This window comes from Alicyclobacillus acidoterrestris (assembly GCF_022674245.1).
GTDB lineage: Bacteria > Bacillota > Bacilli > Alicyclobacillales > Alicyclobacillaceae > Alicyclobacillus > Alicyclobacillus acidoterrestris.
On sequence record NZ_CP080467.1, the window covers coordinates 2,905,151 to 2,918,834 of the forward strand.

The 13,684-nt window shown below is 50.1% G+C and carries 13 protein-coding genes and 1 pseudogene; 8 read left to right on the forward strand and 6 right to left on the reverse strand.

What is annotated here, in order from left to right:
• Positions 1 to 171: 171 nt before the first annotated feature.
• Together K1I37_RS14150 and K1I37_RS14155 are read left to right on the forward strand one after the other, a co-directional pair.
• Entirely contained in the window at positions 172 to 1,395 is a 1,224-nt protein-coding gene (locus tag K1I37_RS14150; protein ID WP_021298631.1) for a GTP-binding protein, read from the forward strand.
• A gap of 155 nt (positions 1,396 to 1,550) precedes the next feature.
• Positions 1,551 to 1,979: a Fur family transcriptional regulator gene (locus K1I37_RS14155; RefSeq protein WP_021298630.1), complete on the forward strand. Its 429-nt coding sequence runs from the start codon at positions 1,551 to 1,553 to the stop codon at positions 1,977 to 1,979.
• Positions 1,980 to 2,086: 107 nt separating this feature from the next.
• Here K1I37_RS14155 and K1I37_RS14160 read toward each other — a convergent pair whose 3' ends face one another.
• A complete protein-coding gene (locus K1I37_RS14160) occupies positions 2,087 to 2,668 on the reverse strand; it encodes a GNAT family N-acetyltransferase (protein WP_021298629.1) in 582 nt (193 codons plus the stop codon).
• Positions 2,669 to 2,873: 205 nt separating this feature from the next.
• Positions 2,874 to 3,140 (reverse strand): hypothetical protein, encoded by a 267-nt coding sequence (locus K1I37_RS14165; RefSeq protein WP_021298628.1) that lies wholly within the window; start codon positions 3,138 to 3,140, stop codon positions 2,874 to 2,876.
• A gap of 760 nt (positions 3,141 to 3,900) precedes the next feature.
• On the opposite strand from K1I37_RS14165, the gene K1I37_RS14170 reads away from it, so the two are divergent.
• The 3 genes from K1I37_RS14170 (at position 3,901) to K1I37_RS14180 (ending at position 6,431) form a co-directional block, all read left to right on the forward strand.
• A complete protein-coding gene (locus tag K1I37_RS14170) occupies positions 3,901 to 4,845 on the forward strand; it encodes an ATP-binding cassette domain-containing protein (protein WP_021298626.1) in 945 nt (314 codons plus the stop codon).
• A gap of 20 nt (positions 4,846 to 4,865) precedes the next feature.
• Positions 4,866 to 5,720 carry an ATP-binding cassette domain-containing protein gene (locus tag K1I37_RS14175; RefSeq protein WP_021298625.1) on the forward strand — a complete coding sequence of 285 codons (855 nt, stop codon included), beginning with the start codon at positions 4,866 to 4,868 and terminating at the stop codon, positions 5,718 to 5,720.
• A 141-nt stretch (positions 5,721 to 5,861) separates the two neighbouring features.
• A complete protein-coding gene (locus K1I37_RS14180) occupies positions 5,862 to 6,431 on the forward strand; it encodes a manganese efflux pump MntP (RefSeq protein ID WP_021298624.1) in 570 nt (189 codons plus the stop codon).
• Between the two features lie 100 nt (positions 6,432 to 6,531).
• Here the strand turns inward: K1I37_RS14180 and K1I37_RS21945 are convergent, their stop codons facing one another.
• The 4 genes and pseudogenes from K1I37_RS21945 to K1I37_RS14195 form a co-directional block, all read right to left on the reverse strand.
• The gene (locus K1I37_RS21945; RefSeq protein WP_407653160.1) at positions 6,532 to 6,657 is read right to left on the reverse strand and encodes a zinc ribbon domain-containing protein; all 126 of its coding nucleotides are present in this window, start codon (positions 6,655 to 6,657) and stop codon (positions 6,532 to 6,534) included.
• Positions 6,654 to 7,955: pseudogene (locus K1I37_RS14185) on the reverse strand (glutamate synthase-related protein); the annotation flags it as partial. The pseudogene K1I37_RS14185 and the gene K1I37_RS21945, both read right to left, overlap by 4 nt.
• Before the next feature lie 144 nt (positions 7,956 to 8,099).
• Complete coding sequence (locus tag K1I37_RS14190) at positions 8,100 to 9,302, reverse strand: transposase (RefSeq protein WP_146824597.1); 1,203 nt, start codon at positions 9,300 to 9,302, stop codon at positions 8,100 to 8,102.
• Positions 9,303 to 9,407: 105 nt separating this feature from the next.
• Positions 9,408 to 9,749, reverse strand: coding sequence for a hypothetical protein (locus tag K1I37_RS14195; protein WP_021295015.1), 342 nt, complete (start codon positions 9,747 to 9,749; stop codon positions 9,408 to 9,410).
• A gap of 199 nt (positions 9,750 to 9,948) precedes the next feature.
• Between K1I37_RS14195 and K1I37_RS14200 the strand changes: the two genes are divergently transcribed.
• From K1I37_RS14200 to K1I37_RS14210, 3 genes are read left to right on the forward strand one after another with little or no spacing between them, the layout of a single operon-like run.
• Positions 9,949 to 12,336: a xanthine dehydrogenase family protein molybdopterin-binding subunit gene (locus K1I37_RS14200; RefSeq protein ID WP_021295014.1), complete on the forward strand. Its 2,388-nt coding sequence runs from the start codon at positions 9,949 to 9,951 to the stop codon at positions 12,334 to 12,336.
• On the forward strand, positions 12,333 to 13,181 hold the full coding sequence (locus tag K1I37_RS14205) for an FAD binding domain-containing protein (RefSeq protein ID WP_021295013.1): 849 nt from the start codon (positions 12,333 to 12,335) through the stop codon (positions 13,179 to 13,181). The genes K1I37_RS14200 and K1I37_RS14205 overlap by 4 nt, the downstream gene beginning before the upstream one ends.
• A complete protein-coding gene (locus K1I37_RS14210; protein WP_407653161.1) occupies positions 13,174 to 13,683 on the forward strand; it encodes a (2Fe-2S)-binding protein in 510 nt (169 codons plus the stop codon). Before K1I37_RS14205 ends, K1I37_RS14210 begins: the two co-directional genes overlap by 8 nt.
• Position 13,684: the final 1 nt, after the last annotated feature.

Below are 13,684 nucleotides of genomic sequence, written 5' to 3' on the forward strand. Positions count from 1 at the left end.
TAATGCTTATGCAGAAAGCTGGCTCACATTCACGAAAATCGCAATTGTTACTATTTACAAAACGAGGACTTGGCTATATAATGGTGAGCACCGCAAATCGTAATGATTACGAAATAAGGCGCTAACCTATCTCCACCGTTAATCCACCATGAGCCTTTAGGAGTGAATACGATGCAAAATCATACGATTCCAGTCACCGTTTTGAGCGGCTATCTCGGATCTGGTAAAACGACTGTCCTAAACCACCTACTCAATCACCAACACGGGATGCGCATCGCCGTCATCGTCAACGACATGAGTGAAATTAACGTCGATGCGAATCTCATCAAACAAAACACAAGCCTGTCCCGTACAAAAGAACAACTGGTAGAGATGACGAATGGCTGTATCTGTTGCACGCTTCGTCAGGACCTCGTTGAAGAAGTGCGGGCATTGGCGGAAAAGGGGCGCTTTGATTACATCCTCATCGAATCATCGGGCATCAGCGAACCCATTCCCGTCGCGCAAACATTCACCTATGTCGATGAAGAGCTTGGCGTCAATCTCAGTGAATTCTGTCACCTGGATTGCATGGTCACCGTCGTCGATGCAAATCGTTTTTGGCACGACTTCTCATCTGGAGAGAGCCTGTTAGACCGCAAACAGGGTATTGACGATACCGATGTTCGCGAAGTTGTGGATTTGTTAATTGACCAAATCGAGTTCTGTGACGTCTTGTTGCTGAACAAATGCGACCTAGTTGATGAAGAGCATTTACAAAAACTAGAGCAAATGTTGCGCAAGCTGCAGCCTGACGCCAAGCTCATCCGGACGACACATGGCCGTGTCAATCCACGTGAATTACTCAACACGCACCGATTTGATTTTGAAAAGTCAAGTATGGCTGCTGGATGGATTCACGAGCTACAAAAGGCGTCACACACACCGGAGACCGAAGAATACGGAATCACATCGTTTGTTTATCGTAGGCAAAAGCCGTTTCACCCACAGCGGATAGCGCAATGGTTAGAAAATTGGCCACCCGAAGTGGTTCGCGCCAAAGGCATGATGTGGTTGGCCTCTCGAAACGACGTGGCCATAACGTTTAGCCAAGCTGGGCCTTCCATTCAAATTGGCATCTCTGGTTACTGGGTGGCTGCATTACCTGAAGAGGAACAGGCGGATGTGTTTGCGCAAGAACCTGAATGGGAAGCCACGTTCCATCCTGTCTGGGGAGATAGAATCAACGAGATTGTGTTGATTGGCATCGATGTCGACTGGCCCGGCTTGATCGAATCGCTGGACGAATGCCTGCTGACAGACGACGAAGTTGCAGAGGATTGGTCTCAATTCACGGATTCGCTTCCCCTTTACGAGGATTGGGAAATGGATTCGGAAGAAGCCTGGATTCAGTAAAGTTCAGAGATGGAGGTTACATATGTCCACTCGAGAACGTAAGCCACCGCATCTCCCCATTTTTTGCGTTTGTCAATCTCTCGCGTGTGCGAGATAATGGTGGCAGACACGACAGGTTACGGGCGATGAAGTTTTTCCTGAAGGGAGACAATGGGATGGAAATCACCACCGACGCCATTTTGCGCAGGCTCAAGCGGGCGGGTCTCAAATTCACCGGAAAACGACAAGAAACAGTCGATTTTTTCGTAAAAAATAAAGATAAATACTTGTCTGCCAAAGAAGTGTACGAACACGTTCGAAAGACCTATCCGAATATCAGTTACGACACGATATATCGCACGCTCGCTACGCTGCTCGAGCACAATGTCATTGAGCATATGGAATTCAGCGATGACGCGGCGAAATATCGTCTGATGTGTCACGAGCAGCACCATCACCACTTAGTTTGCGTGAATTGTGGGGCAACATTTGCAATTGATGAATGCCCTATGAACAATTTAAATGGGCTCGTAAAAGATTTTCAGGTCATCAACCATCGCTTTGAAGTGTACGGGTATTGTGCAAAGTGTCGCGCAGCATCTTGATGAACGTATGTAACAACACAAATTAAACGTAGCAAAAAAATTCAAACAGGTGGCACCCTAGTTGTGGTACCACCTGCGAATCTTGATGGCGTATGTAACCTGTGGACTCAACCCAAAAATGCCTCGAGTCGAGCCTTCACCGCGGGCCATTCCTCATCAATGACGCTATAGTACACCGTGTCTCTCACATACCCATCTGGCAATATCCGATGTCGGCGTAACACGCCCTCTTTCACTGCGCCTAAACGCTCAATGGCTCGTTGCGATTGCACGTTCCGTCTATCTGTCTTAATTTGTACGCGAATCGTCTCAAGCACTTCAAAACAGTGCTTGAGCAACAAATACTTACATTCCGTGTTCATGCGGGTGCGCCAGACACTTGGCGTCAGCCACGTGGAACCAATCTCCAATTGACGATGTTGGCTGGAGATGTCAAGAAAACGCGTACTGCCAACCACTTGATTGGTAGCCTGGTCGATAATCACAAAGGGAAACTCGTCGCCCGTGTCTCGCGCCGATAAAGCACTCGAAACGAGGTGCTCTATATCCTCTACATCCGCCACCTGATTGAACATATATGTCCAAATTTCCGGATACCGCCCCGCTGCGAACAGCGCTTCGACATGCGAAGAATTCATCGGAACCAGTTTTGCCCGTTCGCCAACAAGTTCTACGGGGTTGGTTTGCATAAGGTAACTCCCTTTCTACGACCAATAACCAATCGGTACAAATGCAAGAATCTCCTAAAGAATTCGTCAAAATCGGGCGCACTCCTTCTAAATAGCTGGGGTTTCATTCTCACCCCATCCCGCTGTCCCTACATTAAAAAAGTGAACACATCAATGTGTCCACCCTCAACATTTGATGCACGTCACACGGAAACGGATGACAGTGCTACTTTGCCTTGCGCCAAATCATCATTCTATCGCGTTTACTTTTTGGGTCAATATCCTGATCTACAAGCCACTGTGCGGCTTGTTTCCGCTCCGATTCATTCAATGTGACCCCTAACTCAGACGCAAGCACATCAATTAACCCCATCGTGCGAGCGACGTTTTTCAAGTCATCGCGGCTGTACTTGAGGAAGATCTGGTTCGCTTTATGCCAGTGAAGAGGATTGGCCATTTTTCGACGAAATGTTTTTAGCGCCTTCGACTCCATACTCTTCCCCTTTCCTGTAGTTCACAAAACCCGTTATTCCGGTCATTTTCCATCGTATGCGAACACATCCGTTTCGTGTGTATCCGCGTCGATACGGCGCCTGATGTCCACCCCGGGTATCAAGACGTGTACCAGCAACCTGCCCAATGCTTGTCCGTCTGCAATTGGAGAGGGTATCCTCAAATACCCTCTCCAATTGGCAGGGGTAGTCGTTTTAGCATGTGGTCGTCGCACCGTAGGCAGGAACCAACAGGAAGAACAGCACAAAAATGATCAGAAACACGACTGCCCAGCGAGTGTAACCGCCAAATACACCGTACATTCATATCTCCTCCTCTTGTTAAATTTCACTACACAGTACGTCAAGCGAAGTGTCCAATTTAATGTCAACCGCCTAGTTTTTTGAAAATCGCATTGATTTAGGCGACATCAAGGCGTATGATGTCGGCATATATCATTTGCTGCACATGGAGGTATCCAAGTAGACGACATGTTCAATTCCTATGGTTTGTCCAAGTAACTCGATAGGGCAAATGGCTCTGCTCGTGACAGAGTGTACGGAATTGGTGTGTCTACTTGAAGTCCTACATGTGCTTTTCGGCGTGTCTGACCCGACGTGATGGTGTGTTGAAACCAACTTCGTTCGATATATCCCATGTCGCCGATTGGCGTTTTCACGGACTTCCACATCCAATTTTGTACATCCGCCGCAGGCCATTTGCCTGCGGCTTTTTCAATATTAAGAATGGATGTGAAGGGCTTGTTATTTGCACTGAAGGTAGATAATGTCGCGAAGGACTGGAATGGTAAGCGGCTGTTTGAACATGCGTCACTCCAAGTGTCTATGGGTGAGCGTGTAGCGCTGATTGGCAGAAACGGTGTCGGTAAGACGAGTTTTCTCGACGGACTTATCGGACGCACGACTTTTGACGAGGGTGTCATCACCCGCGGCGTCCCTCTGAATGAATGGGGATGGGTCGAACAGCAGATTCACGTCGATCAAGACATGACATTGTTTGATTTCGTACACAGTGCACATCAGAAATTGTCCCAATTGAAAGCACAAATGGCGCACATGCAACAGCGTTTAGAGATGGGTGTAAACGACCAGCAAGTCGTGGATGAATATCTGAAACAAATGGATACGTACGCCGATATGGGGGGCTACGAGTACGAGCGCAGCGTAGAAGTGGCGCTAAAACGCTTGGGCCTCAATGCATCTCTCTTCTCAGTTCCGTATGCACAGCTAAGCGGTGGTCAAAAGACACGGGCTCAATTTGCGAAGTTATCCATCCTACAACCACAGTTTCTGCTACTGGATGAACCCACCAATCATCTCGACGCGGAAATGTTGCAGTGGCTGGAGAGTTGGCTCATTTCGTACCCTGGCAGTATTCTATTTGTCTCGCACGACCGCCATTTTATTGACGCTGTGGCAAATACCACGTATGAATTGACCCCTGCGGGCACCAAGGCGTACAAAGGAGGGTATACCGCGTTTCGTGCCGCAAAAGATATGGAACTGAGGACCCAACAGTCGCTGTATCACAAACAACAACAAGAACGCAAAGCGCTGCTCGAAGCTATTCAACGCTATAAACAGTGGTATGAACGGGCGCATCATGCGGCGAGCGAGCGGGATCCAGTTGCAAAAAAGAAGCACAAAAACATGCCACGCGTTTTGTGGCAAAGGAACGCGCACTAGCACGACTGGAATCCAATCGGGTGGAGCGACCGCATCACGAACCGAACATCGGTGTATCGTTTCAGCACAATGCGTTTGACGCAAAAATATTCGTTCGGCTACAAGACGTGACCTTCTCGTACCCGAACTACAAAGTGTTCGAACACATTCATTTAGAAGTGCGAAGAGGCGATAGAATCGGCATCGTAGGGCCAAATGGCGTAGGAAAATCGACATTGCTTGGCCTCGTCACCGGGCAACTGACACCTGAGGCGGGAAGCGTGATCCATCACCCGCAAGCCAAAATCGGCTACTTTGCACAAGAACTAAATCACTTGAATAACGCACAGACAGTTTTGGATAGTGTGCTCGCGTTGCCGGAAATGAGCGAAGCCTACGCTCGAACGATACTCGCCAGTTTCCTCTTCCGGAAAGAGGATGTGTTGAAGCCTATTTCGTCACTCAGTATGGGTGAACGATGCCGCGTGGCCTTCGTCAACCTCTATTTCTCAAACGCGAACTTACTCGTGCTTGATGAGCCAACAAACTACTTGGATATCGACACGCGAGAGCGCCTCGAAGAAGCATTGCTAGCATATCCTGGTGCCCTCATGATAGTGTCTCACGACCGATATTTGCTTCGCAAACTGGTCAATCGCGTGGTTTACTTTGAGGAAAAAACCGTGCGATCTTTCGACGGCACGATGGAAGCATTCGTCTCGCAAATGCATTCGCGTAAAGCAGACCTTCACGTGCAAAGTGAGATAGATAAGCTGGAGCTCTCCCTGACACAATTGATGTCGGTGGAGGCGGACGATGCACAAGCAAATGATGCCTTAATGATGCAGATTCGCGCTATTCGTGCTCGATTGAACGATTTGCGAAGTGGGCATTAGCATACGGTAACCACCTATACGCAGGCACCCTTTGTCCAGTTCCAACTGTCCGGTCCCGTCGTATCATATGGATTGACGGAAATGCAAAATAATGTCGTAGCGGACGATTGTCATTCAGCCTTCCATAGGGGGATGAAACGAATGACTTGGAACACATTTATCGCTTTAAACCTGATTGGGATTGGTTCCAATTTTGACAACACTGGGATTGGAATGGCTTATGGAGCGGATAAGGTCCGGATGCCTCACTGGGTAAACGGTCTGATCAATTTGATAGGAGGCCTCATAGCCCTGATCGGAGCGTACGCTGGAAATACAATTGCCCAGTTTTTATCGATATCCGAAGCCAATTGGATTACCTGTATTGCGCTGTCGGGAATCGGTTTGTTCTTCTGGTACGCAGCCTATCTTCATCCACATATTTCGAACCAGAAAGCAAAGATACGAGTGGCTTCACTGGGTTTGCGCCAGGCGTTTTTACTCGGGTTGGCCATGTCCCTAGACAATATCGTGATTGGGTTCGGATCATCCGTTTCAAACACGCCTACGTTCTGGGCTGTCGCCGTTAGTATTACGGTCTGGGGATACGTCATGCTTTGGATAGGGCACGTGGTCGGATTTGGTGTACTTTCAAAATTTCTAGGCAAATATTCGGCGCTAATTGCAGGAGGCATTCTCATCGGCGTCGGCGTAAATCAGCTTGTGAGCTAAAAACGCTTCAGAATTTTGTCCTACAGGGGTGGACACAAAAGAAATTCATGTCCACCCACTGCACCTATGTGCCGAACCTCTCCCACTGTCGGAATTCAACCTATATCCAGTGCGAACAGTGATCACAATGCACGCGCACCACCAATTCCCCAAGCGGGGCTGAGACCCGTGTGCTATGTCCACACTTTGGACAGATTGAATCAAATTCCCAATGTTTGTGCGTCATAAGACCGCTCCCTCTCCCTCTATGTGGCTTTTACCATTCGGATACTCAACTTTTTGATAGGGGAACAATTCTGAAACCCGAACCGCGCGCCCGAATTCATTTTTAAAGACGACGTGCTCACGCGAAAACGCACGTGGGCTGTTCAGTCCGCATGCCGCAGCCAAGGCAAAAACGCCCTCCCGAACTTGTAAAAGATAGTTCATCACGCGCCATTTCTTTTCGTCGGGCACTAATGCGGATTGATACTTAGGATCCGTTGTCGTCACACCTGTAGGACACTTTCCCGTGTGGCACTGCATTGCCATAATGCATCCATTTGCCATCATGAAACCACGTGCCGAATTGACACAATCCGCCCCTAACGCAAGTGCAATGGCTACCTTATCCGCGGTGATTAACTTCCCGGAAGCAAAAATCTTTATCCGGTCGCGAACACCGAATCGACGGGCCGTGTCATCCAAAATTAACAGCGCACTGAAGAGAGGCAACCCCATACCATCCGCCATGGCTTTAAACGTTGCGCCGGATCCCCCTTCGCTCCCATCCACTGTTAGAAAATCTGGATACATGTCCAGACGAAGCATCGTTTCAAAAAATGCCTCCAACTGCTTTCCATCGCCAACGACCAACTTGATGCCGACGGGCTTTTTTCCGATGACCTGCAGTTGATTCACAAACCTGAGCGCATCCTCTTCATTTTTTAAAAATGAAAACCGATTGGGAGAGTTGACAGTCTTTCCAATCGGTACTTTGCGGATGCTTGCAATTTTCTCATTAACTTTCGTACCCTCAAGATGACCGCCGCGGATCTTCGCACCTTGATGGAATTTCAATTCAAATGCCTTAATATTTTTTTCGGCAGCTTTGCGTTGGAATTCCTCAATAGAAAAATTCCCATCCTCATCGCGAAAACCAAATAATCCGGGCCCAATCTGTGCCACCACATCGACACCCGTCATCAAATGTTCGGGCGCAACGCCGCCTTCGCCAGTATTCATCCAAGATCCGCCTGCCATATAGGCTCCAGAGCCAGTTGACTGGATATAATGCTCCCCAACGGCGCCATACGACGTTGCGGATATCCCGAACATTCCTCGTAATACCCAAGGGTGCTCAAGATGCTGGCCGATGACGATGGCATCCTCTGTCTGATACAGCCACCGTTTGACTTCATCTTCGATAACTTTTTCGTGCCGTGTAAAAAGTCCTTCGCGAACAATTTGATATTTCTGTCCCTTGGCGCTCTCTGTATTATCTGCGGTCACCTCGTCGGTCAGCTTCGGAAACAAACTGTTGGATGAGCGTTTTGCAGAATTACATTTCTCTTTGAAACGAAAAGAGAAACAATACCAGTTCGAGAGTTATCATTTACATTTTTCGCTTGTGTCGTCTAGGTTTTCGCATGCCCTTGCCAATAACAGAGTGCCAAGAATCGTATCAGATTAAGCCGTCTTCAGTGAGCTTGCTGTCGTGTTCATCGCCAGTGCAGAAGCAAGTAGAACAATCGCATTGAGGTAAACGTATGTGGTGACCTTCTCAATGCCACGGACGTGCGTGTCGTTGGCTGTAAGATTTTCTTTCAGCCGGGAATTACATCTCTCCACCGACGTTCGCTCCTTGTAGAGAGCTATCCAACCCCGCGTGTTTCGGTGCGGATTGGCGTAACGCCTGACATCGTCGGTGATGCTCTTCTTGACTACCATTCCGTAGTTGGAGTCAGAGCAAGCAGCAGTCCCAAGCGGGCAGCCAACCTTGCCTACTGCATGTGGACAACGGAACTTTAATCGGTCACCGTCGGCTCCCCAATAGACCATGTCGTAACCCATGGAGCAACGAGGTGTACCATCGGATGCCATGCCTGCAGGCGGTTCCTTTTCTCCCCGCTTATTGAGTGCAATGATTGCTTGCGCACCATAGCCACGGGCAGCCTCGTAGTTTTTCACCTGGTCATACCCGGCATCCATCATGACGTATTTGACCTTCCAACCGTAGTTTTCGACGACATCTTTCATGAGTGGAATCGCCATCTCACCGTCATAAACATGAGCGAGTGTGACCTCCAAGGCTACAGGTAACTCGCTGGAAGTATCCACTGCGAGATGAATTTTGTATCCGAACCACGTGAGCTTGTTGCCAAATGTGTCATACTTGGCACCCCAGTTGGCGTTACCCGTTTCTTGACTACGTGATTTCGGTTGCTTCTTCTCATAGGCACCAACCGCTGTACTGTCAATGGCGAGATGACTTCCATCGATGATTCCAGCCTCTTTGCACTGACTGACCAGGTCAATGAAGAGTGCCTTCGCAAGATCTTTATCCACTACGGCCTTGAAGACTCGACTGAGTGTGGCAATTGACGGTGCGGGTTCATCTAACCGAAACCCGCATTGGTACCGGAACCGCAGGTCGCTAACCAAACGCTTGTGTAACTTGGTAAAGGTTGAAATCCCCTCAAGCGGAGCAGCGAGCAACGCTCGTAAAACCGCTTCACGATTGATAGGCTTTGCTCCCTGGGGTGATGAATTCCTTAACTTTGCGGCATACGACTGAAGCTCCAGAGCAGAAAAGAACAGTTCAAGTCGCTCACTGGGTTCGATTTCTAGCCATTCTTCAAAGGAAAACAGGGACTTTTGGAGAAGATACAAGTGGACTTCCCTCCTCGGAGAATTTTGGGTTTGGTCACTTGAAATCTTCTCGAAGTTGGGGTGAAGTCCTTTTTCATGTCCTGAAATCCTTTGCCCCGCAAGGACTTATGAATCTGCAAAACGCTCGGATAAATAAAAACCTGATTCGTCGTAATTTCGTTTGCCGCCAAAGCTAATTAAATCCGTCCGATATTTGCTTGCAAAAACGACAGATAGAAAGTCACTTCTCGAAAATGGCCTACCTGTGTCGCTATCAAACCAATACTGGCGGAACTCTGGACCAAGCTTTTCAAGTACATAACGAACCCATCCTAAATATGGATGTGCCCGCACAACCGAATGCTGAGGTTTTCTTGACAAAATAAATAGATAAACCAGGCCACCCAATGGAACGCCAACAAAAATCAGCAATATTACCACTAGTAAAACAATACTAACCACACTCACATTCCACACCACCTAGTCACTTGAAATAACACAATGATCTCATCATCGCACAAACAATATCGTAAAGTACAACGAATGGGCTGAAATTCCACAAGCCGCACCTCCTTAGCGTATAGGACACTGCCCCTTTCGCATAGGATTTAGCCGATACAATGATGGCTTTTCGCAAAGTGAGAAACTCCCGTAGGTGGTGAGATCCTTGACAGAGGATTTTACTTCTGACGATGTCGAAGGTTTGCGCCACAGCTCGACACAAGTAGTCGGCCACAGCGTGGGACGCAAAGATACCCTAGATAAAGTCACTGGACATGCAAAATACACCGACGACTTCTCGGATAACACCATGCTCCATGCCGCACTACTGACGAGCCCCCACGCGCACGCGCGCATTCTCTCTCAGGATACGACGCGCGCCTTCGCCGCAGAGGGGGTCCGCGCAGTCATAACGGGTAGGGACTACCCGAATAAAACCGGTTCACCGCTTGCGGATAGGCACGTACTCGCGGTAGACAGGGTTCGGTACGCTGGAGAACCTGTGGCGATTGTCGTCGCGGATTCGCTCGCGCAAGCGGAAGCGGCGACAAAACTCATCGACGTCCAATACCAACCATTGCCCACTATCCAATCACCGAAGATGTCCTACTACTCCAACACACCGCTACTACATCCCAATATCAACACCTATGTAGGCGACTCTGCTGAGGTCAACCCGATTCCTGGAACAAACATCGCGACACACGTGCCGATTCGAAAAGGAAATCCTGAGGCCATGTGGGCGGTCTGCGACGAGATCGTAGAATGTGAGGTTTCCTTTCCACAATCCCACCACGCTGCCATGGAAACCCACGTCGTCATTGCGGAAGTCACGCCAAACGGGGACATTGACATCACGACTTCCTCCCAATCGCCATATAGCATCCCATCTCTGATGCAAGCGACGTTTGGCGTCCAGCCATCAAAAGTCCGCGTCCATACGCCATATGTCGGCGGAGGATTCGGCGGAAAATCCAGTCCATATATTGAGCCGCTCGCCGTCGCTGCCGCATTGACGGTTGCAGGACGGAAGGTGAAATTGCGATGCACGCGAGAGCAAGTGATGACCTGTTTGCCCGGTCACATTGGACTAGAAGCCAAAGTTCGACTTGGGGCCACGCGCGACGGCCAGTTTGTGGCTGCCCATATTACATATTGGTTTGACGGTGGCGCCTATTCCGATAGAGGTGTCATCGTGACGCGCGCGGCCACTCAGGATTGTACCGGACCGTACCGCATCCATCATGTCCACTGCGACGGATTTTGCATGTACACCAATCATCCGCCGACCACCGCCTATCGGGGATTCGGGCATCCCGAACAAACGTTGGTCATCGAGCGAGCCATCGAGATCATGGCGCACAAATTATCTATCGACCCGCTCGAACTCCGCCTCCTGAACGCCATCGGCCCGGGGGATACCACGCCTACACAAGCGCGGTTGACGCGCAGTTCCATCGGTGACGTGCACGGTTGTCTAGTGCGCCTCCAGCAGTTGCTCGACTGGAACGGAACTGCCGCCGCAAGAAAAGGAAAGACTGTGATTGCCAAAGGCATCGCTGGCGTTTGGAAGACATCGAGCACACCACAAAATGCCAGCTCCGGCGCGATTGTTCGCGTCAATGACGACAGTACCATCACGGTTTTGTCTGGGGTCGTGGAAATTGGTCAAGGCACGAAAACCGTGCTCGCACAAATGGTCGCAGAGCTGTTTCACATCGACATCGGCCAGGTAAACGTTGTTCTGGAGGTCGACACCCAAACGCATCCGGAACATTGGAAAACCGTGGCCAGCCGCAGCACCTTATTGGCGGGCAACGCCGTCGTTCGGGCGGCTCAAGATGCGATTCGCCAACTCAAGAAAACAGCGTCGTTCGTGCTCCAGTGTGAAGCGGATGATATTCATGTCGCTGGTGGTTATGCCTATTGCGCGGATGCTCACGACACCCGAGCGAAAATCCCAATTGGCGCACTAGCCAAAGGGTATACGTTTCAGGACGGACACACAGTCGGTGAGATGGCCATCGGTCATGGCAGCTACACGATTGAACATGTGACGAAACTCGATCCCACAACGGGAAAAGGCGTTCCTGGGCCAGAGTGGACTGTCGCGGCGCAAGGCGTGGAGATTGAATACCAAAAAGACACCTACACGTATCGCGTGCGGCGCGCAGTCTCCGTAGTGGATTGTGGAAAAGTGCTGCATCCCGACCTCGCGCTTGGTCAAATCAAAGGTGGCATGAACATGGGGCTAAGCCTAGCCAGCCGCGAAGGGTATGTCTATGACGATAGCGGTGCGGTCACAAATCCCCAGTTTCGGGTGTATCCCATTCAGCGCTACGGAGATCATCCAACATACGACGTCGCCTTTTTGGAGACGCCAGACCTGGATGCTCCGTGGGGACTTCGCGGCATAGGCGAACACGGATTAATTGGCATGCCCGCCGCACTCGCCAACGCACTATCCAATGCGACGGGCATGGAAGTGAACCACATGCCCATGACCTCGGAGTTGCTCTGGAGACTGCAAGCGAACGAAGGTGATGGGCCATGATTCCAATTGATTTTCAATATGTAACGGCCCATAGCGTGACAGAGGCAATCCGCCAGTACAATCAGTTCTCAAAAAGCGACATGTCCACTCGCTATTACAGCGGTGGAACGGAGATTATCACGCTGGCCCGACTTCATCAATTGACGATGGATGCCGTCATCGACATCAAGCCAATTCCCGCGGCACAAGTGTTCAGCGTCGTAGAAGAAAAACTGTTTCTCGGCGCTGCCCTGACCCTATCACAAATCACCAGTCACCCGATGATGTCGAGCGCTTTCCCGCTGTTACAAGCTACCGTCAACGAAATTGCCGACCAAACTGCGCGCAACAAAATTACGCTTGGCGGTAATCTCTGCGGAGATATCATCTACCGTGAAGCAGTGCTTCCACTGCTCGTATGCGACAGCAAGGTGCGCATTGCCGGCCCAAACGGCGCCAAAGAAGAGCCAATCCACCGTATTTTCCGCCGAACGATGCAATTAAAACCGGGAGAGTTCATCGTGCAGATAGCTACGGATAAAATCTATCGATGTGCGCCCTTTTTTCACGTCAAACGCCGAAAAATGGGCGAGGTAGGCTACCCCATTGTCAGTGCCGCGGCCATCCGCGTACATGGGAACGTCCGCATCGCCTTGAGCGGTGTCTGCCCGTTTCCGTTTCGCTCGCGCACCATGGAGGACTGGTTAAATCAAAAGCACATACCGGTTCATCAGCGAGTCGAGGAAGCTATCCGAATCATTCCGCAAGAATTCATTCTCAATGACTATGAGGCATCCCGCGAGTACCGACGTTTTGTCCTACGAACCGTATTGGAGGAAACCCTGCACCAATTAGGGAGTGCATAACATGGCAAAACACGAGGTTACGCTTCACATCAACGGCGAAGACAGAACACTCGTCATTCGCCACGCTGACACGTTACTCGACGTCCTGCGCCTGCAGTGCGGTCTGACCGGCGCGAAACCCGGCTGTGAAAATGGCGACTGCGGCGCCTGTACCGTTATCGTAGATGATCTGCCCTACAAATCGTGCATCATGCTTGCGATAGAAGCGACCGGCCACGCCATCACGACCATCGAAGGACTTGAGAATAGTCCCGTTCAACGCGCGTTTGCCAGGTGCTACGCCTTTCAATGCGGATACTGCACGCCAGGATTCATCATGAACGCACACGCGATGCTTGAGCACGCTACGTCGATAGATAAACCCACTATCCAAGAGTGGCTCGAGTCAAACATCTGTCGTTGCACGAGTTACGAAGAAATCGCATCCGCCATCCGCATGGCCCTGAGCACGATGAACGCGACTTTCCCCGACGACTGCGAACGCGATTCCCTGTCCACGTGAC

Bases quoted from the DNA above. Each gene is read 5' to 3' on its own strand.
- K1I37_RS14150 (WP_021298631.1), top strand. From the start codon at position 172: ATGCAAAATCATACGATTCCAGTCACCGTTTTGAGCGGCTATCTCGGA.
- K1I37_RS14155 (WP_021298630.1), top strand. From the start codon at position 1,551: ATGGAAATCACCACCGACGCCATTTTGCGCAGGCTCAAGCGGGCGGGT.
- K1I37_RS14160 (WP_021298629.1), bottom strand. From the start codon at position 2,668: ATGCAAACCAACCCCGTAGAACTTGTTGGCGAACGGGCAAAACTGGTT.
- K1I37_RS14165 (WP_021298628.1), bottom strand. From the start codon at position 3,140: ATGGAGTCGAAGGCGCTAAAAACATTTCGTCGAAAAATGGCCAATCCT.
- K1I37_RS14180 (WP_021298624.1), top strand. From the start codon at position 5,862: ATGACTTGGAACACATTTATCGCTTTAAACCTGATTGGGATTGGTTCC.
- K1I37_RS21945 (WP_407653160.1), bottom strand. From the start codon at position 6,657: ATGACGCACAAACATTGGGAATTTGATTCAATCTGTCCAAAGTGTGGA.
- K1I37_RS14205 (WP_021295013.1), top strand. From the start codon at position 12,333: ATGATTCCAATTGATTTTCAATATGTAACGGCCCATAGCGTGACAGAG.